The sequence below is a fragment of the Streptomyces sp. NPDC055239 genome (assembly GCF_053606205.1).
On record NZ_JBSGRD010000002.1, the window covers coordinates 200546 to 223721 of the forward strand.

Sequence of the window (23176 nt, forward strand, 5' to 3'; positions counted from 1 at the left end):
GGTAGAGGAGAGCCATGGATCACGCCTCCTGGAGGATTCGGGTCGCAGCCTGGAGTTCGGAGGCGAACAGGCTCGGTGAGTTCTGCCGGAGCTGCCGGAGGTCCTGAAACGTGCGGCCAGGAAACAGTCGGTGGAAGAGGTTGACGAGCGTGGCGCCCAGCGAGTCCTCGGGGAAGTCAGCTTCGTCGACGAACTCCTCCTTGAGCAGGGCATGTTCCACCATGATCCGCGCGCAGTCGGAGTACACCATCGAGAGGACGACGCGATCCACCGGGCCGGGTCTGGCGGCGCGGGCAAAAGCAGCAGACACTTCCTCGGCCTTCTCGTTGACGAGGAGGAGCATGGAGCCCATTGCCGCGGCATTCAGGTCCGAGCCGAGTTGCAGGTGCCAGGCTGCACCGTCCCGGAACGAAGTGTGGGCGAAGTCGATCACCGTCATGGGGAAGAGCGGGGCATCGCCTTGGAGACGCAGTGCCGCGATGTGGTCCCAGAGCAGCGACCCGGCGCGGCGCGGCGCGAAGGGGGCAGATGCCCCGGCCGCACGGGAGAGGACGAGGCACGTCTCCAGGGAGAGCACGCCACCGAGCTGCGCACCCGGCAGGACGGCGTGGAGGGACACGGTGCGTACGCCGTCACCGGTGAGCGGAACTCGCTGTACGGGGCCGCGGAGGTTGGAGCCAGAGGCGGTCCAGACGGCCGCGAGGATGAGCACCGCGCCGTCGGTGAGGCCCGCACCCGCGCGAGCCGCCGGCAGATTGACGTGCACGGTGCGGCTCAGCTCGACGTCCATGCGGTAGTCCCAGAAGTCGAGCGACTCAGGGAGATCGACGGTGGCGCCGTCGAGGACGAGTTGCCACGGCTCGGCCTGGACGCAGGAGGTGGCGGGTGAGCGGTAGGGAAGGGCGAGCTTGCTCACGACGCGTTCACCGCCTGGGTCTTCACGGTGATCTCCGTGATGGTGTCTGGGGCCGGAAGGACGACGGCGCGCCAGACGGTGTCGTCGCCGCCCTCGATGACGAAAGTGGGCGAAGCGTGGAGAGTGCCGGTCGCATCTTCCCAGCCGACAAGGCCCGGCATGGCGGCGCCCGCAGGGGGGTCGGTCTCGCGGTTGCCGGTGCCAGGGAGGGCCACGGCCAGCTCGACCCGAACGCGTTGCGCGATCGGCACGGGGAGGGTGAACGCCTGTACGAGGACAGAGTGTCCGAAGCGCTCTTCGTACGTGGTTTCGCCCGCATACTTCACGCGAGGGCGGAGGGCGCGGACGGTGCCGCCCTCCGGGGACGTAGCGTCGCCTGTGCCTGTGCCTGTGCCTGTGCCTCGGCCACTTTGACGCGTGCCTGCGCGGACCTGCGAGTCCGAGGGTTCCTCATCGTCGTCCGGCGCCGCGGTGGCGCGGCCCGTGGAGGAGGTGCCGTAGTCCGTGGCGCCCCCGGTTCCCCAGGCGCCCCCGACCAGTGGGGAGAAGCGGGCGCTGGCCGCGCCGAGCGCCACGTTAGCCGAGCCCTCTCGGGCGCTACCGCCCAGCTGGAGGAGTTCGTCGACCGCCTCCTTTAGACGGGTGAAGGTGGTACGGACGAAAGTCCGGTCCTGACCTTCCATGCGCTGGTGATTCCATGCGTCATGTGTCGGAGGCTCGGCCTCGGCGTAGGTGACGTCCATCTCTTCGGTCGAACGGAAGACGCCCGCGTACGAGAGGAGTTCGGCACCAGTCTCACGCCCCGGCCAGTAGGTGACCACCAACTCCGCGGGGCGCATCAGTGCCACGTGGTGCACGGACCGCTCGACCTGCACCATTTCCATGGCCCGGCGTGCGGCGGGGGAAGGCTCGAGCGGGATGACCGGACGCTTGACGAGTCCCAGCCGTCCCAACTCCCTGACGGGCTTCATGCACGACAGCGTTCGGCCCGCGTCTGTGGCCAACTGGCGGTAGGCGTCGACGAAGAGATTGATCGGGGACGTGGTGCGCGGGTCCGGGACCGGGAAGTCGCGCCCCTCGCAGGTGACGGTGAACTGCATGGGCAGGGTGCCGTCGGCGCGCTCCAGCATCTTGGGCCACAGGTGCCAGGCCACGGTCTCGGCAAGATAGGCGGCGGCCTCTTTCGGCTCCAGGCCGTCGAGTTGGGGATCGAGGACGGTGACGCTCGTACCGGTCTCCTCCTCGCTAAAGGGTGCGAGACCAAGCTGGCGAGCTGTCTCCTCCGCATCGGCGCCGACCAGGGGGTCGATCACGTCCCCTGAAGCGTCACCCCACCAGTGCCGGCCCGTGTATCGCGTTTCGTTGCCCTGTGTGTCCCTGTCTTGATAGCTCTGCCACAGGGCGCAGCCGATCAGGCGGGTCTCCAACTTCCCTCTGTCGTTGCGGCAGCGGGTGTGCACGAGCACTGTGCCGAGGCTGGAGAGAAGGTAGAAGATGGCCTTGCCGAAGCCGTAGGTGCCGCCGCCGAGTTTAGTGTCGCGGGGTTCGCCGACGTTGCGCACAAAGGCGACGAAGTCTTGACGGCCCTTGGAGATCTCGTGGGCGCGAGTGGGGCCGCCGAGGCCATTGGTACCCCGGTCGGAGATCGTCATGATCCGAATGCCCGCGCGAAGTGCTCTGCGCAGAGCGAGATGATCGTTCGAGGGAGCGCCGTTCAGCAGAAGCCTTCGCCAGGAGTCGGCATATGCGGGGCCGACGTACCCCAGATCCATGCCGAAGCGGACCGGTTCGTCCTGCCGGGGGTCCTTGGCGTCCCAACTGTTTTGGGCTGCTTCCCGAACAAGGATGGTGAGCAGGTCTAACTCGGGGCGCCCGAGCTGGTTGCGGATGCCTTCGGCCGCGCTTGCGCCTTCCGGCGGATAAGGCTGGGAGTACCACTGTGGTTGGGTGCGCGCGTCTTTCACTTGCTCTCCCCGAGCATGGCGGCCAGATGTCTCTCCACTCCGGTCATCGGGAGAGGGTTGGGTGGGGACACGGTGAGGTCCACGGTGTATTCGACGTCGGTCACGTTGCCCGGCACCTCGGCGACGGCGAGGTCGGCCGTCGTAAGACTGGGGAAGCCCGCAGCCACCGCATACCAGCGCTCCTCGCGCACGAAGAAACGGGCCGTGCGGTAGCGCTCCGCGTCGACGGTGAGGTAGCCGACCTCGGCGAGGAGGGCGAGCAACGTGCTCTCGTCGTCGCACAGCCGCAGTGCCCGATCCACGAGGTCCACGACGCTCGCCCCCTCGCCGCCCTCGGGGACGCGCTCGATCCGCAGGCAGGCGAGCTGGAGGGAGCCACCTTCCGGCGGCTCCAATTGGCGCAGGCCGTGGACGCGTATGCGCAGGGCGTCACTGGTGGTGGTCTTCACCTCGACGGCGTCGGTTCCAGAGGTGAAGTCGTGCGGGCAACCGCTGGGCCCCGTCCACAGGCGGTGGGCGCTGGGATTTTCGGCGAGGAGTCGGAGCAGGATGCACAGTTCGCCGTACAGGCCCGCGAGTTGTACGGGACCCAGCAGTGTGCCGTGCGTACGGAACAGGGCTCGCCAGCGGTCCAGGACCCGGTGCAGAGCTTTGAGCGTCTGGGAGGAGGTGCGAGTCTGCTCGTCCCCGCCGAGTTGGGCAATCTCGCGCAGGACATTCTCGCTGAGCCCGGTGAACACGTCGTCGAGGTCGTGACGCAGGCAGCCGAGGTCGGCGTAGTGCTGGTAGACCTCCGCGTCCTCCAGGGGGCGCTTGCGCAGGTGCAGGACCTGGCCGTCGCGGATCTCGCGGACGTGCTGCTTCCCCGCGATGGGTACCAGCAGGTGTCGATGACCCTCGTGATCGACGCCCGCAAGGACCGGGCCGCGTGACGTGGTGACCGGCAGCGGCGCGGTGCGGAGCCGATTGTCCGCAGAAACGGGATCGAGAAGGAGATCCCGCCAACTCTTCTCCAGTGCCTGCCGGAATACGTCATTCACGCCGCGTCCTCGCCTTCGAGGGTGCGAAGGTCCTCGTCGTCGTTGTCCTCCAGCCGGATGCCGGAGAGGTCCGCAGAGATATAGCTGCCGTCCCAACGGACCTCGCTGTCCTGCTTGGGTTCCGGAAAGACCAGCCCAACGCCGATCACGTGGTCCTCGGCGCTGAGGGGCTCACGGAACTTTTTGCGGCGCTCGGATGGGCACGAGTCCTTGTCTATCGGATACAGCACGAGGAGACCCGTGTCCGGGAGCTGCTCGCGGCGCTCCCGCTTGATCTCGTCCTCCTCCAGTCCACGGGGGACGTCCACCAGGTCGACTGTGGCGTCTGCCCGGCTCATCAGGGTCTTGATGTCTGCAAAGTCCGCTTCTCCCTTGAGGTTGCGGATCCGGGCACGGGTGATGCGGCCTACGGTGACGTCCGGGGCAAAGGCGAAGTCAGTGTCGGTGTTGCCCGCACGGTTGCCGATGATCGCGACGTTCCAGCGCAAGAGGGAGCCCCGTTGAACGCGGCGCTGGATGTACGCGGAGATCAGTTCCGCGTCGCACTCCTGGGAGCTCTCGTGGAAGCGGTACCGGCTCAGGAAGCCGAGCACATCGGTATGCGGGACCCCGTGCAGGACATGACGGCCGTCCTCAGGGCGCGAGTCCTGCGTGACGGCCTCGGTCACGGCGCGACGCACGAGATCACGGGCCGCCGCCTGGTTGTCGATCAGCCAGTCGGAGGCGGTGTGGAAGTAGCGGGTCTGGATGCGGCGACCGCCGTACGCCGCGCTGGCTCTGATCGCGGACTGCATCTTGGCCGCGGCTGTCACTCGTAGCACCGGATGGGTGCGCAGACGGACCGCGAATGTCTGCGGAGTCTCGTTCTCGTGGAGGTACACGTCGATGTCACGACGCATGTCGGCCTCGACCGTGGCCAGATGCCGGAAGGAGGAGTGGAGTTCGTCCGTCATCCACACACGGGGGAGGTCGGCGTACCCGTGCCGGAAACCGAACCAACGGCCCATCTGGAGCAGGGTGTCGTACGCCGAGGCGGCGCGTACGAAGTAGGTGACGGCCAATCCTTCCAGCGTTAGGCCGCGAGAGAACTTGTTGCCGCCGACGGCGATGGCGACCACCGGGCCGTTGTCGTAGTCGAGGGTGTCCTCGCTGTCGGAGTTGTCCATGATGATCCGGCAGTCGCCGATCACGCTCGGCAGCTCCTTCAGGAGCGTTTCGAAGGGGACCTTCGTCTCTCTGAAGTCCTCTGCGGGCACCCGCGCGGTCTCGTCGTCCCACAGGTTTCGCAGTCGCCGTAGGAGATCGGGATCGTTCAGGTGGTCCAGTGTGTGCGCTCGGAGCTTCTTGAGCGGTTCACGGAAGCTGTTGTGGACCTGGATGCGCATGCTGGTGTGGATCAGCATGGTGGCGTGCCTGTTGCCGCTGCCGCGGGCCCGGCGCGCGGCGGTGGTGAGCCAGAAGTACTGGATGGCGTCTTCGAGGGTGTCGGTGATCTCGGGCGTGAAGCCGTCGGCGTCCGCCCTCGTCGCAGGAGTGACCAGCGGGACGTCCTCGCCGGGGACCCTGCGGATCATGTCGTACCCGTCGTCGACGTCCTCGGGGTCTTCGCCGTCGAGGGCGTACCGGCCGAAGAGGACCTCAGTGCCGAAGTGCTCCGCGGGCTGCGGCAGGTTGACGATGAAGTCGCTCGGGTACAGGTCTTTCGCTGCCGGGTCGATGAGGACGTTGGCGAAGGGCGTTGCGGTGTAGCCGACGTATGCCGCCTTCGGCAGGGTGTCGAGAATCCGGAGGATCAGCGGGTTGATCGAGGCGGTGGCAACGCTGGCTTGGTCGGCCTCGTCGTCGATCACCAGTGCGGGGGCCTGTTGCAAGTATTCGGAGGCCGACTCCAGCCAGCGGGCGAACTTACGGAGCACGGTGGCGTTCTTCTTCACCACGCACAGGACGTGGGTGCGGTTACTGCCGCCGAAGAACGACGCGGCATTCTCCGTCGGCACGAAGTCGCGGTCCAGACCCGTGAGTTGGGACCAGCCCGTCGGGTTTGACTCCACCAGCTGTTGAGCGAGGCGGGCCTGGGTCTGACGGCGCAGTCCGTTGTGGATCCCGGCGAGCACGATGAAGAGCTTGTAACCGCGATCCGCCGCTTTGGCCATCACCGAAGTGAAGTTGGTGGTCTTGCCGGACTGTACGTAGCCGACCACCAGGCCACGTGTGGAGAACTCGGGTTCCTTGGGGTGGTTGAGCAACGAGACGACGCGCGTGGACGCTGCGTCGAGGTCCTCGATCGCGCCCGGGTCCCAGCCCGACTTCTCCAGCTCGCGCTGGATCGCGGGCCACGCACGGTCGTTGTCGCGCGGGCCGGTGTACCAGGTCTCCCGGTTTCCGTTTACGGCTACCCGCGGCTCTTCCATCTCCTTGATCGAGAGCAGCTGCTGTTCGTGGAACTCGCGGATGCGTTGGATCTGCTCCTCGTCGACACCCAGGATCTCCAGCTTCTTCACCGCTTCTGCGGGCGTGCTGGTGTCGAGGAGATCCCGGAAGACGCCGTATATCTGGTCGATTCCGCTGCTCACTTGGTCTCCTAACCGGGCCGAGCGTGGCGCCGGTCCCCCGAGTACTTGCGGGCCCACCGAAGTTGGTGGAGCCATAAATTCCTGACTCCGCGAAAAGCGCGCTCGGCACTATCCGGGGTGCGAACCGCCCGGACTCACCCGTGGGGTTGTGCGCCCGAGACCAAGGAAGCCTTTAGGTCGGCAAGCCTGTGCGCAGTTGGTGACGTCTTCATGGCACCAGCAGGCGGGGCGCATCAGGCATGGCCGTCGTGTTCCTCTGGAGCGCGAAACGGCCTCTGCGGCAGCAGGAGGCAACGGCTCTGCAGTTCTAAATTTTCCACTTCAATGATATCGCACAGACGTTTCAAATGGGGCGGGAGTGTGGAAAGAGACCGGGGCCTGGTCAAGGACGTTGACAGGCCCCGCGGGGGCTGAGATCCCGGCGACATGCAGCGCCGCTACGGCCTTCCGTGGCACTCGGCGTATGAGGTGCCCGACCCACACCAACAAGCCGCCCCCGCCTCCGGCGGCCACCCCACTGCCCGCCCCCGCGCGGCCAGCGTCGTCGCGTACTGCGGTAGTAGTGAGGCGTCCGTCGGTTGGGCGCCCTCTGAGGCTGCGAAGGCCTCGTAGGACGGGACCGTGCCCGTGACGATGCCCAAGTTGGGGGTGCCCGAGGCGGAGAGTTCGCGCAAGGAGGACTCTATGGTCGACAAGTGCGCCTCGTGCGAGGGGTATTCGGATTCCAGGGGTGGGTACGCCGTCAGGAGTTCTTCCAGTTCCGTTGACGGCCAGTGCAGGACCGCCACCGGGAACGGGCGGGACAGGGCCTCCCTGTACGAGCCCAACTCCGCCTGGATGCGGGAGATTTCCGCGCGGAGTTCTACCGGGTTGTCCGAGCCCAGGGACCAGATTCGTTTGGGGTCGTGCAGCTCGTCCAGGGGGACGGGGGACGTCGAGATCTGGTCCGCCAGCGCGTCCCACTCGTCGTGGGTCGCGCCCAGCAAGCGGCGTACCCGGTGGCGGCCGAACAGCAGCGGGCGCTGTTCGTAGGACGGGGTGCCGCCGGAGCCCGGGGGGAGCAGGAGTTCCAGCGCCTGCGTGAAAGTCTCCTGCGCTTGACTCAGTTCGTCGTGCGATTCCAGGGACTCCGCCGCGATCACCCACGGGGCCGGGTCGCGCGGGGCCGCCGCCCGTACGCCGTCGATGATCGCCCTTGCCTCCGCCTCGTGGCCGTACTCCCAGAGGTTCGAGGCCTTCAAGGCTCGGATGAGGGTCGGGGCCGACGCCGGCTGGGGGGCGTCCGGGGCCAGTAGGCGGTCGTAGAGCGTGGTCGCGCGGTCGCGTTCGCCCGCCAGTTCCAGGTGGGCCGCGGCTTGGAGCAGCAGGTGCTCGGTGTCCTCGGGGTACAAGCCGGCGGTCCGCTCCAGGCGCTCGGCTTCGGCGATGTGGTCGGCAGGCGTGTCGGGGCGCATACGGGACACCGTACTGCCGAGTGGGGGCGTTGCAGCAGGGTTGCCGTGCAGATCAGGGCAGATCAGGGCGGCCCGATCTTTTTTGGGGCTTCGGCCGTGTCGCCGGTATGCGGGCGGCATGGATTGTTCGCGGGCTTGCGCTTAACCTGCCGCCCTCTTGGTAGCGGAGGTGCCTACGTGCGGGAGCGGGCGGAACAGGTTCCTGTTGTTGTGGTGCATGGGCGTCGTGGTCGGCGGCGGCGGGGGTGGGAGCCGGGGTCGGGACGGGGGAGGGGTGCTCGTCTTGTGTGGGGCGGCGCCGAAGTCGCCGTCACTTGCGGGGTCGTGTTGTTGCTCCTCGTCGTCCATCAGCTCTGGTGGACCAACCGGCAGGCCCGCGAAGGCGCCGAGCGCAAGGTCCACGCCCTGGAGCGCGAGTGGCAGGGGGAGGGGGAGGGGGAGGGGGATGAAGGGCGGGGGAGGGCGTCAGCTCCCGCTGACCTCCCCGGCGCCGGGTCCGAGTCGCGCGACTCAGGTGGCGGTGAAACCTCTGGTCAGAAACCCGCCCGGCGGCAGCAACCCGTCACCGCCCCCGCACCCCGCTGGGACCAGGCCTACGCCGTCCTGCGCGTCCCGCGCATCGGGATACGGGTGCCCGTCGCCGAAGGGGTCAGCAAGAGCGCCGTACTCAATAAGGGATACGTCGGGCATTATCCGCGTACCGCCCAGCCCGGTCAGGGCGGGAACTTCGCGCTCGCCGGGCATCGCAACACCCATGGCGAGCCCTTTCGCCACATCAATCGGCTTCGTGGTGGTGACGAGGTCGTCGTCGAGACCCGGAAGGCCGTCTATACGTACGTCGTCGACAAGACGCTCGCCCAGACCTCCGCCCGTGACAGCGGCGTCATCCGGGCCGTGCCCCGCAGCCTCGTGAAAGCCGGGCACGGGTACGACTCCCCCGGGTACTACATCACCCTCACCACCTGCACCCCCGAGTACACCTCGAAGTACCGGCTCATCGTGTGGGGGAAGCTGCGGTCCATGCGGCCCCGGTAGGGCGACCCCTACGGCCGTCGAGACGGATCCTGTATAACGGCAGTACGCGATATAGCGGCAGTACGCAGGGAGAGAGGGGGCGAGAAGCGATGCAGGACATGATCTGCGGCTGGAAAGCCGCCCTCCGTCCCACCGGCCTTCTCCTCTTCCTCCTCGTCGAGGTCGTCCTCCTCGACGCGAGCAGCCTCACCGCCGCCGTCGCGCTCGCCGCGACCGCCGCCGCGGGTTCCGCACTCGCCGTCTGCTCCGTGCTCGCCGCGCGCTGCGCTCCCGCAGTGCCGCGCACTAGGGTGCGTACCGCCATCCGCGACCGCGAGAAGCGCACGGCGTTCCTGCCGCAGCGCGATCCCGACGCCTCCGGGCGCAGGAGGCCCCGAGCACCGGGCCGTCTCGTCATGACGGCCGCGTAGGGGACCTGCACTTCTTTCCGCACCTCTAGCCGCACCTCTAGCGACTGATCGAGAGTCCTCCCGGGCTCTTGACCCCTCGCGGGCCGTCACGCCGACATGAGTTCTTTTCTCTCTTCCTCGGTACGACGAGACCCCCGGAGGGCTTCTCCATGCCCGGCTTCCTGTCCGATTTCATGTCCCTGTTCGCCGATCTGGTCGCCTCCATCGCCGACCTGCTCGAGCCGCTCTTCCACGCCTCCGCGACGGCCGCCGCCATCGTGCTGTTCACCGCGTGCGTACGACTCCTCGTCCACCCCCTGTCGCGGGCCTCGGCCCGTGGCCAGAAGGCGCGCGCCAAGCTGTCGCCGCAGATCGCCGAGTTGCGCAAGAAGCACTCCAAGAACCCCGAGAAGCTCCAGAAGGCGGTTCTTGAGCTGCACCGCGCGGAGAAGGTCTCGCCGCTCTCCGGGTGCTTCCCCAGTCTCTTCCAGCTTCCGGCGTTCTTCCTGCTCTACCACCTCTTCTCCAACTCGAGCATCGGCGGGGAAGCCAACGCGCTGCTCGGTCACAAGCTCTTCGCCGCGCCCCTCGGCGGGCGGTGGAAGGACGCGCTCTCCGACGGCGGGGTCTTCGGGGCGCAGGGGCTCGTCTACATCGGGCTCTTCGTGATCGTGGCCGCCGTCGCGACCTTCAACTTCCGGCGTGCGAAGAAGCAGATGGCGATGGCCGCGCCCGCCGCCGGTAGCTCTGGCGGCGGCTCCGGTGACGTGCAGCAGATGCCCGGCATGGGTGCGATGACCAAGATCATGCCGTTCATGTCCTTCATGACGCTGTTCACCGTCGCCTTCGTGCCGCTGGCCGCCGCGCTGTACGTGGTCACCAGTACGACCTGGAGCGCGGTCGAGCGCGCCGTGCTCTACCGGGACATGCCGTACGGCGCCGGGGCGCTGGCTGCTACCCCCGGATAACGGGGCTACTGCCGGATAACGGCTACTCCCGGATATCGGCTACTGCCGGGTAACGGTCCGGTCTGTGAACAGGGTCTTGCGGAGTGGACCGCGAGATTGGAGGATCTTCCAAACCTCCGATGGCCGCGACCCACGCGGCGGTCAGGACGCGGGCGCGACTCGACCAAGGGAGATTGACCATGAAGCTGCTGCGAGTCGGTACGGCGGGGGCCGAGCGCCCGGCGCTGCTCGATGCCGAAGGCACGTTGCGGGACCTGTCGGGGACCGTCACGGACATCGACGGGGCGCTGCTCGCCGACGCGGCCGCCCTCGACCGGATCAGGGCCGCCGCCGATTCGGGCGAGCTGCCCGCGCTCGACGCCCAAGGGCTGCGGGTCGGGCCGCCGGTGGGCCGGATCGGCAAGGTCGTGTGTATCGGGCTGAACTACCACGACCACGCGGCCGAGACCGGGGCCACGCCGCCCGCCGAGCCCGTCATCTTCTTCAAGGCGGCGGACACGGTGGTGGGTCCCGACGACACCGTCCTCGTGCCGCGCAAGTCGGTCAAGACCGACTGGGAGGTCGAGCTCGCGATCGTCATCGGGCGCACCGCGCGCTACCTGGAGTCCGACGCGGAGGCGCTCGCGCACGTCGCCGGGTACGCGGTGTCGCACGACGTCTCGGAGCGCGAGTTCCAGATCGAGCGCGGCGGCACCTGGGACAAGGGCAAGAACTGCGAGACGTTCAACCCGCTCGGCCCGTGGCTCGTGACGAAGGACGAGGTGCCCGACCCGCAGGCGCTGTCCCTGAAGCTCTGGGTCAACGGTGAGCTGAAGCAGGACGGGACCACGGCCCAGCAGATCTTCCCGGTGGCGGAAGTGGTGCGCTACGTAAGCCACTTCATGACGCTGTACCCGGGCGACGTCATCAACACCGGTACGCCGGCGGGGGTGGCCATGGGACACCCCGAGCCGAAGCCGTACCTGCGGGCCGGTGATGTGGTGGAGCTGGAGATCGAGGGGCTCGGCAAGCAGCGTCAGGAACTCAAGGACGCGTAGCCCTTCGGGGCGGGGGCGCGGCTGACCCGCCGTGCGCCCTGGGTGGCGCGCAGGCGGAGGGGGTCCTCCGCCTGCGCCCTCCGCGGGCGCGTCGTGGCTGGTCGTGCAGTTCCCCGCGCCCCTTCGGGGCGCTCCTCGGGACTCGCCTACACGAATCGCTCCAGCGCCTCCACCACCAGCGCGTGGTCCGCCGCCTGCGGAAGTCCCGAGACCACCACCGTGCCGATCACGCCCGCGCCCCGCACCGCGATCGGGAACGCGCCGCCGTGCGCCGCGTACACGTCCGGGTCCAGGCGCGAGGAGTCCTCGAACGTCGTGCCCTTGGCACGGAAACGCGTGCCGACCAGGAACGACGAGCAGCCGTAGCGCTCGACGACGCGGCGCTTGCGGGCGATCCAGGCGTCGTTGTCCGGAGTCGATCCGGGCAGGGCCGCGTGGAAGAGCTGCTGGCCGCCGCGGGTGATGTCGATGGCTACAGGGGCCTGGCGCTCGCGGGCCATTTCGACCAGGAGCGTGCCGAGTGCCCAGGCGTCCTCGTACGTGAAGTGGGCGAGCACCAGGCGGAGTTCCTGGGTCTCGAGCTCCTCTACGGTGAGGGGCGCGGGGCTCGTCATACGACCACCGTCACACCGTCGCGGGCCGAGCGGCGTGCCGCCTCCAGGACGTCGAGGGCCGACGCTGCCTCGTACGCGGACACGGGGTTCTGGCCGGTGCCCTGGAGCGCCGCGGCCACGGCCGCGTAGTACGCGGGGTAGTCGCCCGGCAGCGTCCGGATCGGGTTGCCGCCGCCGGTCAGCGGGGACTCGCCGGAGCCGACGCGGCCCCACATGCACTCGAGCTCCTCGCCCCAACTGTCCTCGGTCGCGGGTCGCTTGCCGTCGCGGAGTGCGGCTTCCTGCGGGTCGAGGCCGTACTTCACGTAGCCCGCCGCCGAGCCGAGCGCGCGGAAGCGCGGGCCGAGCTGGGCGGTGGTGGCGCTCATGTAGAGGTGCGAGCGGACGCCGCCCAGGTGCGTGATCGCGATGAACGTGTCGTCGTCGGCCTCGGCGCCTGGGCGGCGGACGTCGGACTCGGCGTACACGGTCTGGGCGGGGCCGAAGAGCACGAGCGCCTGATCGACGACGTGTGCCCCGAGGTCGTACAGGAGACCTCCGATCTCTTCGGGGTTCCCGGACTCGCGCCAGCCGCCCTTGAGTTGCGGACGCCACCGCTCGAAGCGGGACTCGAAGCGCCATACGTCGCCGAGCTCGCCGTCCGCGATGAGCTTCTGGAGAGTGCGGAAGTCGTTGTCCCAGCGGCGGTTCTGGAAGACGGAGAGGAGGAGGCCGCGGTCGTCGGCGAGCGCGGCGAGCTCGCGGGCCTCGGCGGCCGTGCCCGCGATCGGCTTGTCCACGACGACCGGGAGGCCCGCCTTGAGGGCGGCGGTCGCGAGCGCGACGTGCGTCTTGTTCGGGGAGGCGATCACCACCAGGTCGAGCTCGTCCGCGCGGACCCAGAGGTCGTCGGCCGACGCGGCGAAGCGCAGCTCGTCACCGAACTCGGCGCGGGCCTGCGCCTGCCGCTCGGGGTTCGACGTGACGATCGTGTCGAGGACGAGGCCCTCGGTGGCGGCGATCAGCGGGGCGTGGAAGACGGAGCCCGCGAGGCCGTATCCGATGAGGGCTACGCGTAGAGGGGAGCCGTGAGGTCCGGGGGCGCCTGAGCCTGTACCAGTCATGCGTTCCACTTAAGCAACGGTGTTGCCAAAGCGCAAGCGCGCGCGACAATGGGGGTGTGAACAGGACTGATGCGAGGGCCGATGACGGTAGAGGGAGCGGGAGTGGGAGCGGCAGCGGTGGCGGCAGGGCGGGCGCCGGGGCGAACCTGCTCGCGCTGCGCGGGCACAACGCCGCCCTCGTGCTCGACCTGCTGCGCACGGCGGGCCAGGCCGGCATAAGCCGCCTCGAAATCGCCGAGCGCACCGGGCTCACGCCGCAGGCCGTCAGCAAGATCACCGCGCGGCTGCGTACGGAGGGGCTCGCGGCGGAGGCGGGCCGCCGCGCGTCCACGGGCGGCAAGCCGCGCACGCTGCTGCGGCTCGTACCGGACGCCGGTCACGCGGTCGGCCTGCACCTCGACCGCGATGAACTCACGGCGGTCCTGGCCGACCTGACGGGCCACGTGGTCGCGGAACGCCGGGCGCCGCTGGAGTTCGGCGATGGTGCGGAGGCCGTGGTCGACGTGGCGGTGGGGGCGGTGCGGTCGCTGGCCGGGGGCCTCGACCGGGGCGACGGCGCGACGCCGACGCCGGGGCCGGGGCTGCTCGGTATCGGGGTCGCGCTGCCCGGGCCGCTCGACCACTCCGACGGGGTTCTGCACCGTGTGACCGGGTTTCCCGCGTGGGACGGGTTCCCGCTGCGGGACGCGTTCGCCGGGCGGCTCGGTCTTGGGCTGCCGGTGGTCGTGGACAAGGACACGAACGCCGCCGCGCTCGGCCTCGCGCTGGGCGGCGTCGCGGAGTCCTTCGCGTATCTGCACCTCGGTACGGGTCTCGGCGCGGGACTCGTCCTAGGCGGCGGTCTCTACCGGGGTGCGCGGACTGGGGCGGGCGAGTTCGGCCACCAGGTGATCCAGCTGGACGGTCCGGAATGCGGGTGCGGCGACCGCGGCTGCATCGAGGCGCTGTGCCTGGCGGCGGTCGCGCGCGGGGACCTCGACGAGGCGGCGCGGGTCCTCGGAGCGGGGGCGGGCAACCTGGTCAGCCTGCTCGACATCGACCTCGTACTGCTCGGCGGTCGGGCCGTCCTCGCCGACGAGGAGCGCTTCGTACGAGGAGTGGGCGCCGTCGTCACCGCACGCGCCCGGCGGGGCGGCGGAGACACGGAAGTCCCGGTCGCCGTCGCGTCCGGGGGTGACCGGGGGGTCGCGGAGGGCGCCGCGCAACTGGTACTCGCACCGCTCTTCGGGCGGGCGGCGGATGTGGCGTTTCAGGGTGGGCGGGGGTAGCGGGCGGGGACAAGGGGCGGGGGTAGAGGGGGTCTTCCGGGTCGGTCCACGCCAGTAGCCGCCTCACCATCCGCCCTGCCAGCCGCATTTAACGGAAAGTCAGCTGATAGGAGTGACTTGCGCGGTCCAGTCGGCGGTACGGGGCTGTGGCGGGCCCCGTGAGCTCGTGCGGGCGTGGCAGGGTCGCGGCCGACCAGTGTCTTATGGCCCTCGCCCCAGCCCCCGGCTCCCGCTCCCGCTCCCGCCCGCCCCGCGCTCAGCAAAGGCCCTATATGCGACTCCGCCGCTCCCTCGCCTCCGGCGTCACCGCCGCTGCCGCCGCTCTCGCGTCCGGGGTGATCGGGGCGGGGCCGGCGGTTGCCGCGTACGGAGTGCCGGAGAGCGGCCCGGCGGCGCCCGTGCAATGGCCTCAGGCGGCCCAGCCCCCCGTCTGCTCCGCCCCCGACGGCGAAGGCTTCCCCATCGGGACGCGGATCCGAGGCGGGCCCGCCACCTACGAGGCCGGGGGCGGCTACCGGAACTGGTCCCTCAAGCTGGCCAACTCCACCCGTGGCAGCTGCGCCGACATTCACCCTGTCGTCGTCATCGTCGACAAGGAGCGTCAGCTGCGGCCCCGGCAGATCCAGTTGGAGTTCCACGACGGCACGCGCTGGCGTCCCGTGAGGATCGAGCGGACCGACCGGGACGAGAACGTCGGCGTCTTCGACGGCGGATTCCCCGGGTTCACGGTCAAGGCGGGGAAGACCCGCTCCGTCAAGATCCGCCTCTCCTTCACCTCCGAGGCCCGGTCCGAGCGCGCCGTGATCTCCGCCGCGGTCGTCCAGCGCCGCGACGACGACGGCGACTGGGTGGGCGAGTCCAACGACTATGTGTTCGCCGTCGACAGTGAGAGCGACAGCGAGCGCGATAGTGACAGTGACAGTGGCGGCGGTGGAGGTGGCGACGGGGACGGCGGTGTGGACGGAGGCGTGGGCGAGAGCGGCGCCGACGGTGGTGGTAGCGGGAGTGGTGGCGGAGGGCAGGAGCGGTACGACGCCGGGGGATCGTCGTACGCCGATGAACTGGCCGCGACAGGGCCCCGCGCCCTGCTCGGCGTCGGGGCTGTCGCCGGAGTTCTCTTCGCCGGGGGGTGGGGTCTCTTCGTGGGGGCCCGACGCCTGCGGTCCGCAGCCCGGCGGCGTTGAACCCGCCGCGCCCTACCTGCCCTCACCTGCCCGGAGTCACGCCTCGCCTGCGTCGCAGCCTGCCGGAGCCGCGCCTTGCCTGCGTCGCGCCTTGCCCGCGTCGCTGCCCTGCCCGGAGTCGCGCCGTGCCCGCGTCACAGCCCCGCCCGGGGTCACGCCCTGCCCGCGCCACAGCCCCGCCCGGAGTCGCGCCCTGCCCGCAGTCACAGCCCGCCCGGGGTCATGCCCCGCCCGCATTGCTGCCCGCCCGCAGTCGCGCCGTGCCCGCGTCGCCGCCTGCCGGGGTCACGCCCTGCCCGCGTCACAGCCCCGCCCGGGGTCACGCCCTGCCCGCAGTCACAGCCCGCCCGGGGTCACGCCCCGCCCGCGTCACAGCCCCGCCCGGAGTCGCGCCCTGCCCGCAGTCACAGCCCGCCCGGGGTCATGCCCCGCCCGCGTCACAGCCCCGCCCGCAGTCACGCCCCGCCCGCAGTCACAGCCTTGAGTTCGTCGAGTGAATCCCGGATGAGGTGCGACAAGCCCCGCTGTTCGGTCTCGCTGATCCAGCGCTCGAACGCGATCTTGAAGACGGCGATCCCCGCCTCCGCGGCCAGACCCGCAGCCGGGTCCGCCACCCCGCGTCGGCGCAACGCGTCGGTGAGCGCCGATGAGAGCGAGGCGAGTTTGACCAGTTCGCGTTCCTGGAGCTCGGCGTTGGCCGCGATGACGGCCTGACGCTGGACGGCGAGTCCGCGGCGCTCCCGCATCAGCTCGCCGATGGTGTCCAGAGCCGCGGCGACGGCGTCGATCGGCGGCACGGAATCAGGGACGCCGTCGAGCGCGTCGACCAGGACGTCCCGCAGGGGGTTCGACTCCGGGAACAGGACCTCGCGCTTGTCCGTGAAGTGCCGGAAGAACGTGCGCTCCGTGAGGCCCGCCAGCTTGGCGATCTCCTTCACCGTGGTCTGTTCGAAGCCGCGCTCGCTGTAGAGCTCCAGCGCTGCCTGTTCGAGGCGCCCGCGCGCGTTCGGCTCCCATCGACCCATGCCGAGGATCCTACGGCATGACAGTGACTGACATCAGGTGTACTGTCGATGACAGTCACTGACATCGGCTGTCGGTGCCGACCGCCGACCATCTGCACCCATCGCTCGGAGGATTCCCATGCGTGTTTTCGTCACCGGCGCTTCCGGCTGGATCGGCTCCGCCGTCGTTCCGGAACTCATCGGCGCGGGCCATCAGGTCGCCGGCCTCGCCCGCTCGGACGCCTCCGCCGCCGCTCTCACCGAGGCCGGGGCCGACGTGGTCCGCGGCACTCTTGATGACCTGGACGCCCTGCGCGGTGCGTCCGCCGATGCGGACGGCGTGATCCACCTCGCCTTCAAGCACGACATCGCCTTCTCGGGGGACCCCGCGGGCGCCACCGGCGCGGACCGCCGCGCCGTAGAGGCCATGGGTGAGGCGCTCGCGGGGTCCGACCGGCCGTTCGTCATCGCCTCCGGTACGCCCCATGTGCCCGGCCGCGTGGCGACCGAGCGGGACGGGCTCGATCCCGACCCGGCCGCCGAGGGGTTGCAGGCCAGGCTCGCCACCGCCGCGTGGGTGCTCTCCCTCGCCTCCCGAGGCGTCCGTTCCTCCGTCGTCGGCCTCCCTCGGACCAACCACGGGGAAGGGGACACCGGCTTCATCGCGATGCTGGTCCAGATCGCCCGCGACAAGGGCGTCTCCGGCTACATCGGCGACGGGGCCGCCCGCTGGCCCGCCGTGCACCGTCTCGATTCCGCGCACCTGTTCCGCCTCGCGCTGGAGAAGGCCCCCGCCGGGTCGATGCTGCACGCCGTCGCCGACGAGGGCGTACCGATCCGCGACATCGCCGAGGTCATCGGCCGCCACCTGGACCTGCCGGTGGTCTCCGTCGCGCCCGATGACGCGGCAGCGCACTTCTCCTGGCTGGCCGCCATCCTCGCGCCCGACCAGCCCGCTTCCAGCGCGCTGACCCGCGAGCTGATGGGGTGGCGGCCGACGCGGCCGGGGCTCATCGAGGATCTCGACAAGGGGCACTACTTCGGCGGGCACTTCCGCAGCCCGTCCGCGTGATCGACGTCCTGGCCGGGCGCTGCCCGGCCAGGGTTCACGTACGTCTGCGAACATCCCCGGGTGGACAACCCGAACCCGCCCCACCCCCCGCACCCTCCCGCGCACCTGCTCGACCAGGCCCCCGGCGCCCCCATCCGCTCCGGCATCCCCGAGCACGGCCGCATCCCGAAGTACTACGCGGTGAAGGCCAAGATCGCCGACCTGATAGAGGAGTTGGGGGACGGGCAGACGCTGCCCACCGAGCGGGATCTCGCCGTGCGGTACGAGGTCGCGCGCGAGACCGTGCGGCAGGCGCTGCGCGATCTGCTGCTCGAAGGGCGGCTGCGCAGGCAGGGGCGCGGCACGGTCGTCGCGGGCCCCAAACTGGAGCAGCCGCTGTCGCTCGCCAGCTACACGGAAGGCGTACGGCGCCAAGGACGTACCCCGGGACGACACCTCATCTCCCTCGACCGCTTCCCCGCCCCCGAGGCCCTCGCCGCCGAGATCGGGGCCGAACAGGGGGAACCCGTCTGGCACATGGAGCGCGTACTGCTCGCCGATGAGGAGCGGGTGGGGCTCGAGAGCACGTACGTCTCCGTGGCCCGCGCCCCCGCCCTCGACCGGGACTTCGAGCCCGACTCCTCCTTCTACGCCTACCTGCGCGACCGGCTCGGCATCTCCTTCGGGGACGCCGACGAACGCATCGAGACCGTCCTCGCCACTCCCCGCGAGGCCCTCCTGATCGGCACCCCGCCCGCGCTGCCCATGCTCCTGATCCACCGCGTCTCACGCGACACATCCGGCAACCCCCTCGAGCGGGTCCGCACCCTCTACCGGGGCGACCGGTTCTCCTTCACCACGCACCTGGGCAACGGCGGCGGCTGAACTCCAGCTCCCGCTACAGAAACAATCGCCAGTTATAACAGAAACATAACGGGTCTAGGCCAACCTTGGGTGGCAGTTCACCGTCCCGTTGCCGACAGGACCGCGGCGGGTCACCCTCCCCCAGGAGCGTTGCCGCCGTGAGAGTCATCGTCGTAGGAGCCGGCGTGGTGGGAACCATGCACGCCTGGCACGCAGTGGAACGCGGCCACGAGGTCGTACAGATCGAGCGCGAGAGCGAGGCCCGTGGAGCCTCGCTGCGCAATTTCGGGCAGATATGGGTGAGCGGGCGCGCCGGGGGCGAGGAGCTGGACACCGCCCTGCGGGCCCGTGAGCTGTGGGAGGAGATAGGCACGAGGGTGGAGGGCATCGGCTTCCGGGCCAACGGCTCCCTCACCCTCGTACGCAATGAGCGCGAGCGCGCGGTGGCCGAAGCCGCCCTCGCCCGCCCCGACGCGGCGGCCCGCGGCTACAAGCTGCTCGACGCCGCCGAGGCACGCGCTCTCAACCCGGCGCTGCGCGGTGACTTCGTCGCCGGTCTGTGGTGCGAGCGGGACGCGGCCGTGGAGCCGCGCGTCGCTCAACTCAGGCTGCGCGAGGCCTTGCTGGCGTCGCCCCGCTACACCTTCCTGCCCGGCCGCGAAGTGCGCGAAGTCGTCGGTGAGAACGCGGTGCGGGACGACCACGGCGACGTACACACCGGTGATGTCGTCGTGCTCGCCACCGGCGCCTGGCTCGGCGGCCTCGTCCGCGAGCTGGCCGGACCCGACCTGCCCGTGCGCCGCGTGCGCCTGCAGATGATGCAGACCGAGCCCCTCGGCGAGGCGCTCACCACCTCCGTCGCCGACGCGGACAGCTTCCGCTACTACCCGGCGTACAAGTCGGACGCCCTCGACGCGCTCAACGCGGGGCAGCCGCAGGCGCCGACCGCCGCCGCGCACAAGATGCAGCTGCTCATGGTCCAGCGCGAGGACGGCGGCCTGACCATCGGCGACACCCACGAGTACGAGCATCCCTTCGCCTTCGACACCCTCGAAGACCCCTACGACCACCTGACCGAGGTCGTCGAAGGCTTCCTGGGGCGCCCGCTGCCGAGGATCAGGCGGCGCTGGGCCGGGGTGTACGCGCAGTGCGTCGACACGACCCGCGTCGTGCACCGACAGCAGGTGCGCGAGGGCGTGTGGCTGGTCACCGGGCCCGGCGGGCGCGGCATGACGTGCTCGCCCGCGATCGCAGAGAAGACCGCCGACGAGTTGGGATGGTGAGGGAGATGCAGGAGTTGGACACGCGGTGTGGGCTTGTCGTCCTCGACATGGCCGGTACCACCGTCGCGGACGGCGGGCTCGTGGAGCTCGCCTTCTCCGCCGCCGCGCGGGAACTGGGCGTCGAGCCGGACTCCGCCGACCACGCCGAGAAGCTGGACTACGTACGCGCCACCATGGGCGAGTCCAAGATCTCCGTCTTCCGGCATCTGTTCGGGGAGGAGGCGCTCGCCCAGCGGGCCAACGTGGCTTTCGAGAAGGCGTACGGGGAGCTCGTCGACGGCGGTCGGATCGCGCCGATCCCCGGGGCCCGGGAGGCCATCGAGGAACTGCGGGGCGAGGGGCGCACCGTGGTGCTCACCACCGGGTTCGCCCGCGTCACACAGGACGCCATTCTCGACGCGCTGGGGTGGCGTGACCTGGTCGAGCTGACGCTGTGCCCCGCCGACGCGGGGGGCCGGGGGCGGCCGTACCCGGACATGGTGCTGAGCGCCTTCCTGCGGACGGCGGCCGTGGACGGGGTGCGGGAGATCGCCGTCGCGGGCGACACGGCGTACGACATGCTCAGCGGCGTACGTTCCGGAGCCTCGGTCGTCGCCGGGGTGCTGACGGGGGCGCACGACGACGGGGCGTTGCGAGGCGCGGGGGCCACGCACGTGCTCGGGTCCGTCGCCGAACTGCCCGCTGTGCTCAGGGGTGTCGAGGGATGAGCAGCGGCATTCGCTTCGAGAGCGTCTCTGTCGCCTACGGCAAGAACACCGTCCTCGACTCGTTCGACCTGACCGTCGAGCCCGGCGAGGTCATGGCCCTGCTCGGCCCGTCGGGCTCGGGCAAGACGACCGCGCTGCGGGCCGTCGCCGGGTTCGTGCGGCCCGTTTCCGGGCGGGTTTTCATCGGGGAGCGCGATGTCACCGGCCTGCCGCCGCACCAGCGGGGGATCGGCATGGTCGTCCAGCAGTACGCGCTCTTTCCGCACATGCGGGTCGCGGACAATGTCGCCTTCGGCATGAAGGCGCAGAAGGTGCCCAAGTCCGAGATTCCGGGTCGGGTCGCCGAGGCGCTGGAAATGACGGGGATGGCCTCGTACGCCGAACGCTTCCCCCGGGAGCTTTCCGGAGGGCAGCAGCAACGGGTCGCCATCGCGCGGGCGTTGGCCATCCGGCCGGGGGTGCTGCTGCTCGATGAGCCGCTTTCCGCGCTGGACGCGCAGTTGCGGTCGGGGATGCTGGGGGAACTTGCCCGGCTGCACCGGGAGTTGCCCGACGTCTCTATTCTGTACGTCACCCATGACCAGGTCGAGGCGCTGACTCTGGCGGATCGCATAGCCGTCATGGACAAGGCGCGGTTGCGGGACTGCGGGACGCCGCAGGAGCTCTATCGGGCGCCTCGGACCGAGTTCACGGCTTCCTTTGTAGGCAATGCGAATTTGTTGCCGGTGACCGTCGGGTCGGGGGACGTCGCCTTCGGCGGGGCGGATTTGAAGGTCGATACGGGGGAGGCGGCTCGGGGCGCCACCGCCACGTTGTGCGTGCGGCCGCATCTGGTCGGTCTGGGGGATGGGCCCAATGCCCTGACGGGCAGCGTTGCCGAGGTGCAGTGGCGGGGGGCCACTCATCGGCTGTACGTCGATGTCGCCGGGCAGCGGGTGAAGGCGGACCTTCGGGAGCTTCGGACTCCGCCGGTTATCGGTGACGAGGTCACGCTGCACTTTGCGCCCGAGGACGCGGTGCTGCTGTCCGCGGGGGTGACCGATGGCTAGCGAATCGCTTACCGCGCCCGCGCCCGCACCCGCACCCGCGCGGGAGAACAAGCTGCCTTTGAAGGTACCGGGCTGGGTATGGGCCCTGCCCCCCGTCGCAGCCCTCGCCCTCGTCTTTCTCTACCCCCTCGCCCTCGTCGTCCAGCAGTCCGTTCAGCCCGATACCGGAGGGACCTCCCTCCAGCCGTACTCCGACGTCTTCGCGTCCGAAGCGTTCCGGGAGGCGCTCGGGACCACCGTGTGGCTGGCCGTCGGGGCCACGGTCGGGTGTCTCGTGCTCGGGTTCGTGCTCGCGCTTGTCATCGCCTTCGTGCCGTTCCCCGGAGGGAAAGCCGTCGCCAGGTTCATCGACGTCTTCCTCTCCTTCCCGTCCTTCCTCATCACCCTGGCCCTGCTGTTCCTCTACGGAACCAAGGGAATGGCCAACGGGATGTGGACGGACGCCACCGGCGCCGCCGACGGACCGTTCCAGTTCCTCACCACCCCGTGGGGCGTTCTCCTCGCCGAGATCACGTACTTCACGCCCTTCGTGATGCGCCCCCTGCTCGCCGCGTTCTCGCAGATCGACACCGCGCAGCTGGAAGTCGCGTCGAGCCTCGGGGCGAAGCCCGCCCGTATCGTCCGGCGGGTCATCCTGCCCGAGGCGCTGCCCGCACTCGCCGCGGGCGGCAGCCTCGTACTCGTCATGTGTCTGAACGAGTTCGGGATCGTCCTCTTCACCGGGGCGAAAGGGGTCACGACCCTTCCCATGCTCGTCTACAGCAAGGCCATTCTCGAATCCGACTATCCGGCCGCCTGCGTCGTCGCCGTGGTCAACATCGCGATCTCCGTGGGCCTTTACAGCCTCTACCGGGTGGTGAGCCGTCGTGTTGGTGCATAGCCGCAAGGGGAAGTGGGCCACCTGGGTTCTCTTCTTCGTCCTCTTCCTGCCCCTCTTCGCGCTTCCCCTCCTCGTGATCCTGGCCGCCTCGTTCTCCTCGCAGTGGTCCGGCGCCTTCCCCTCCGGATTCACCACGGAGCACTACGCGTCCGCCACCCGCGGGGACTCCCTCAAGGCGCTCACCACCAGCCTGGTCACCGCCGTCAGCGCCAGCCTGATCGCACTGGCCGTCGGGTCCTGGGCCGCGCTCGCCGCGGCCTCGCTGAAGAGGGGAGGGAAGCGCGTCCTCGACACCCTCTTCATGCTGCCGGTGGCCGTTCCCTCCGTCGTCGTCGGGCTCGCGATCCTCGTCGCGTTCAGCAAGCCGCCGATGATCCTCAACGGCACGCGCTGGATCGTGATCCTCGCGCACACCATTCTTGTCACCGCGTTCGCCTACCAGTCGGTCTCCGCTGCCATCGTCCGACTCGACCCGGCGTACGAACAGGCCGCCGCGTCGCTCGGCGCCCGGCCCGCGTACGTCCTGTGGAAGGTGAAGCTGCCCCTCCTGCTGCCGTCGCTCACCGCGGCCGCGGGCCTCTGCTTCGCGCTCTCCATGGGCGAGTTGAGCGCCACGATGATGCTCTACCCGCCGGACTGGATGCCGCTTCCCGTGCAGATCTACGCGGCCACCGACCGCGGCTCCCTCTTCACCGGCGCTGCCGTCGCCGCGGTCCTGATGGCGGCGACGCTGCTCGTCCTCTTCGGCGTCTCCCGCATCCGCACCCGCGCCTCCTATCGCTGAACCCGAACC

General features: G+C 69.9%; 21 protein-coding genes. 13 read left to right on the plus strand and 8 right to left on the minus strand.

Features of this window, described 5'->3' with window-relative positions; all coding sequences use genetic code 11:
- Nucleotides 1–19: 19 nt before the first annotated feature.
- From ACWFRJ_RS07145 to ACWFRJ_RS07165, 5 genes are all read right to left on the minus strand, one after another.
- Nucleotides 20–916, minus strand: a complete 897-nt coding sequence (locus tag ACWFRJ_RS07145) for a hypothetical protein (RefSeq protein ID WP_453525245.1) — start codon at nt 914–916, stop codon at nt 20–22.
- On the minus strand, nt 913–2880 hold the full coding sequence (locus ACWFRJ_RS07150) for a hypothetical protein (RefSeq protein WP_453525247.1): 1968 nt from the start codon (nt 2878–2880) through the stop codon (nt 913–915). Before ACWFRJ_RS07150 ends, ACWFRJ_RS07145 begins: the two co-directional genes overlap by 4 nt.
- On the minus strand, nt 2877–3920 hold the full coding sequence (locus ACWFRJ_RS07155; protein WP_453525249.1) for a PD-(D/E)XK motif protein: 1044 nt from the start codon (nt 3918–3920) through the stop codon (nt 2877–2879). The genes ACWFRJ_RS07150 and ACWFRJ_RS07155 overlap by 4 nt, the downstream gene beginning before the upstream one ends.
- The gene (locus tag ACWFRJ_RS07160; protein ID WP_453525251.1) at nt 3917–6493 is read right to left on the minus strand and encodes a Z1 domain-containing protein; all 2577 of its coding nucleotides are present in this window, start codon (nt 6491–6493) and stop codon (nt 3917–3919) included. The genes ACWFRJ_RS07155 and ACWFRJ_RS07160 overlap by 4 nt, the downstream gene beginning before the upstream one ends.
- A 437-nt stretch (nt 6494–6930) precedes the next feature.
- Nucleotides 6931–7947, minus strand: coding sequence for an SEC-C metal-binding domain-containing protein (locus tag ACWFRJ_RS07165; RefSeq protein ID WP_453525252.1), 1017 nt, complete (start codon nt 7945–7947; stop codon nt 6931–6933).
- A gap of 210 nt (nt 7948–8157) precedes the next feature.
- Between ACWFRJ_RS07165 and ACWFRJ_RS07170 the strand changes: the two genes are divergently transcribed.
- The 4 genes from ACWFRJ_RS07170 to ACWFRJ_RS07185 all read left to right on the plus strand — a co-directional run bounded on the left by ACWFRJ_RS07170 (nt 8158) and on the right by ACWFRJ_RS07185 (nt 11376).
- Nucleotides 8158–8982: a class E sortase gene (locus ACWFRJ_RS07170; RefSeq protein WP_453527086.1), complete on the plus strand. Its 825-nt coding sequence runs from the start codon at nt 8158–8160 to the stop codon at nt 8980–8982.
- A gap of 89 nt (nt 8983–9071) precedes the next feature.
- On the plus strand, nt 9072–9392 hold the full coding sequence (locus ACWFRJ_RS07175; protein WP_453525254.1) for a DUF6412 domain-containing protein: 321 nt from the start codon (nt 9072–9074) through the stop codon (nt 9390–9392).
- Nucleotides 9393–9553: 161 nt separating this feature from the next.
- The gene (locus tag ACWFRJ_RS07180) at nt 9554–10339 is read left to right on the plus strand and encodes a YidC/Oxa1 family membrane protein insertase (RefSeq protein WP_453527089.1); all 786 of its coding nucleotides are present in this window, start codon (nt 9554–9556) and stop codon (nt 10337–10339) included.
- 179 nt (nt 10340–10518) lie between these two features.
- A complete protein-coding gene (locus ACWFRJ_RS07185) occupies nt 10519–11376 on the plus strand; it encodes a fumarylacetoacetate hydrolase family protein (RefSeq protein WP_453525256.1) in 858 nt (285 codons plus the stop codon).
- Nucleotides 11377–11522: 146 nt separating this feature from the next.
- Here ACWFRJ_RS07185 and ACWFRJ_RS07190 read toward each other — a convergent pair whose 3' ends face one another.
- Both ACWFRJ_RS07190 and ACWFRJ_RS07195 read right to left on the minus strand, forming a co-directional pair.
- The gene (locus ACWFRJ_RS07190; protein ID WP_453525258.1) at nt 11523–11990 is read right to left on the minus strand and encodes a heme-degrading domain-containing protein; all 468 of its coding nucleotides are present in this window, start codon (nt 11988–11990) and stop codon (nt 11523–11525) included.
- Entirely contained in the window at nt 11987–13093 is a 1107-nt protein-coding gene (locus ACWFRJ_RS07195; protein ID WP_453525260.1) for a Gfo/Idh/MocA family oxidoreductase, read from the minus strand. Before ACWFRJ_RS07195 ends, ACWFRJ_RS07190 begins: the two co-directional genes overlap by 4 nt.
- A gap of 56 nt (nt 13094–13149) precedes the next feature.
- On the opposite strand from ACWFRJ_RS07195, the gene ACWFRJ_RS07200 reads away from it, so the two are divergent.
- Together ACWFRJ_RS07200 and ACWFRJ_RS07205 are read left to right on the plus strand one after the other, a co-directional pair.
- Nucleotides 13150–14361: an ROK family transcriptional regulator gene (locus ACWFRJ_RS07200; protein ID WP_453525262.1), complete on the plus strand. Its 1212-nt coding sequence runs from the start codon at nt 13150–13152 to the stop codon at nt 14359–14361.
- 272 nt (nt 14362–14633) lie between these two features.
- Nucleotides 14634–15545: a cell wall protein gene (locus ACWFRJ_RS07205; RefSeq protein WP_453525264.1), complete on the plus strand. Its 912-nt coding sequence runs from the start codon at nt 14634–14636 to the stop codon at nt 15543–15545.
- A gap of 455 nt (nt 15546–16000) precedes the next feature.
- Here ACWFRJ_RS07205 and ACWFRJ_RS07210 read toward each other — a convergent pair whose 3' ends face one another.
- On the minus strand, nt 16001–16570 hold the full coding sequence (locus ACWFRJ_RS07210; RefSeq protein WP_453525266.1) for a TetR family transcriptional regulator: 570 nt from the start codon (nt 16568–16570) through the stop codon (nt 16001–16003).
- 118 nt (nt 16571–16688) lie between these two features.
- Here ACWFRJ_RS07210 and ACWFRJ_RS07215 point away from each other — a divergent pair, with 118 nt between their 5' ends.
- The 7 genes from ACWFRJ_RS07215 to ACWFRJ_RS07245 all read left to right on the plus strand — a co-directional run bounded on the left by ACWFRJ_RS07215 (nt 16689) and on the right by ACWFRJ_RS07245 (nt 23167).
- Complete coding sequence (locus tag ACWFRJ_RS07215; RefSeq protein ID WP_453525268.1) at nt 16689–17621, plus strand: SDR family oxidoreductase; 933 nt, start codon at nt 16689–16691, stop codon at nt 17619–17621.
- 60 nt (nt 17622–17681) lie between these two features.
- Nucleotides 17682–18485 carry a GntR family transcriptional regulator gene (locus ACWFRJ_RS07220; protein ID WP_453525270.1) on the plus strand — a complete coding sequence of 268 codons (804 nt, stop codon included), beginning with the start codon at nt 17682–17684 and terminating at the stop codon, nt 18483–18485.
- A gap of 137 nt (nt 18486–18622) precedes the next feature.
- The gene (locus ACWFRJ_RS07225) at nt 18623–19747 is read left to right on the plus strand and encodes a TIGR03364 family FAD-dependent oxidoreductase (RefSeq protein ID WP_453525272.1); all 1125 of its coding nucleotides are present in this window, start codon (nt 18623–18625) and stop codon (nt 19745–19747) included.
- 5 nt (nt 19748–19752) lie between these two features.
- Entirely contained in the window at nt 19753–20454 is a 702-nt protein-coding gene (locus tag ACWFRJ_RS07230; RefSeq protein ID WP_453525274.1) for a phosphonatase-like hydrolase, read from the plus strand.
- Nucleotides 20451–21503, plus strand: a complete 1053-nt coding sequence (locus tag ACWFRJ_RS07235) for an ABC transporter ATP-binding protein (protein ID WP_453525276.1) — start codon at nt 20451–20453, stop codon at nt 21501–21503. The genes ACWFRJ_RS07230 and ACWFRJ_RS07235 overlap by 4 nt, the downstream gene beginning before the upstream one ends.
- Nucleotides 21496–22383, plus strand: a complete 888-nt coding sequence (locus ACWFRJ_RS07240; RefSeq protein WP_453525278.1) for a 2-aminoethylphosphonate ABC transporter permease subunit — start codon at nt 21496–21498, stop codon at nt 22381–22383. Before ACWFRJ_RS07235 ends, ACWFRJ_RS07240 begins: the two co-directional genes overlap by 8 nt.
- A complete protein-coding gene (locus ACWFRJ_RS07245) occupies nt 22370–23167 on the plus strand; it encodes an ABC transporter permease (RefSeq protein ID WP_453525280.1) in 798 nt (265 codons plus the stop codon). Before ACWFRJ_RS07240 ends, ACWFRJ_RS07245 begins: the two co-directional genes overlap by 14 nt.
- Nucleotides 23168–23176 lie beyond the last annotated feature (9 nt).

Coding starts and splice junctions, on each gene's coding strand:
- ACWFRJ_RS07165 (WP_453525252.1), bottom strand. CDS start 7,947: ATGCGCCCCGACACGCCTGCCGACCACATCGCCGAAGCCGAGCGCCTG.
- ACWFRJ_RS07175 (WP_453525254.1), top strand. CDS start 9,072: ATGCAGGACATGATCTGCGGCTGGAAAGCCGCCCTCCGTCCCACCGGC.
- ACWFRJ_RS07185 (WP_453525256.1), top strand. CDS start 10,519: ATGAAGCTGCTGCGAGTCGGTACGGCGGGGGCCGAGCGCCCGGCGCTG.
- ACWFRJ_RS07190 (WP_453525258.1), bottom strand. CDS start 11,990: ATGACGAGCCCCGCGCCCCTCACCGTAGAGGAGCTCGAGACCCAGGAA.
- ACWFRJ_RS07195 (WP_453525260.1), bottom strand. CDS start 13,093: ATGACTGGTACAGGCTCAGGCGCCCCCGGACCTCACGGCTCCCCTCTA.
- ACWFRJ_RS07205 (WP_453525264.1), top strand. CDS start 14,634: ATGCGACTCCGCCGCTCCCTCGCCTCCGGCGTCACCGCCGCTGCCGCC.
- ACWFRJ_RS07210 (WP_453525266.1), bottom strand. CDS start 16,570: ATGGGTCGATGGGAGCCGAACGCGCGCGGGCGCCTCGAACAGGCAGCG.
- ACWFRJ_RS07215 (WP_453525268.1), top strand. CDS start 16,689: ATGCGTGTTTTCGTCACCGGCGCTTCCGGCTGGATCGGCTCCGCCGTC.
- ACWFRJ_RS07230 (WP_453525274.1), top strand. CDS start 19,753: ATGCAGGAGTTGGACACGCGGTGTGGGCTTGTCGTCCTCGACATGGCC.
- ACWFRJ_RS07235 (WP_453525276.1), top strand. CDS start 20,451: ATGAGCAGCGGCATTCGCTTCGAGAGCGTCTCTGTCGCCTACGGCAAG.
- ACWFRJ_RS07240 (WP_453525278.1), top strand. CDS start 21,496: ATGGCTAGCGAATCGCTTACCGCGCCCGCGCCCGCACCCGCACCCGCG.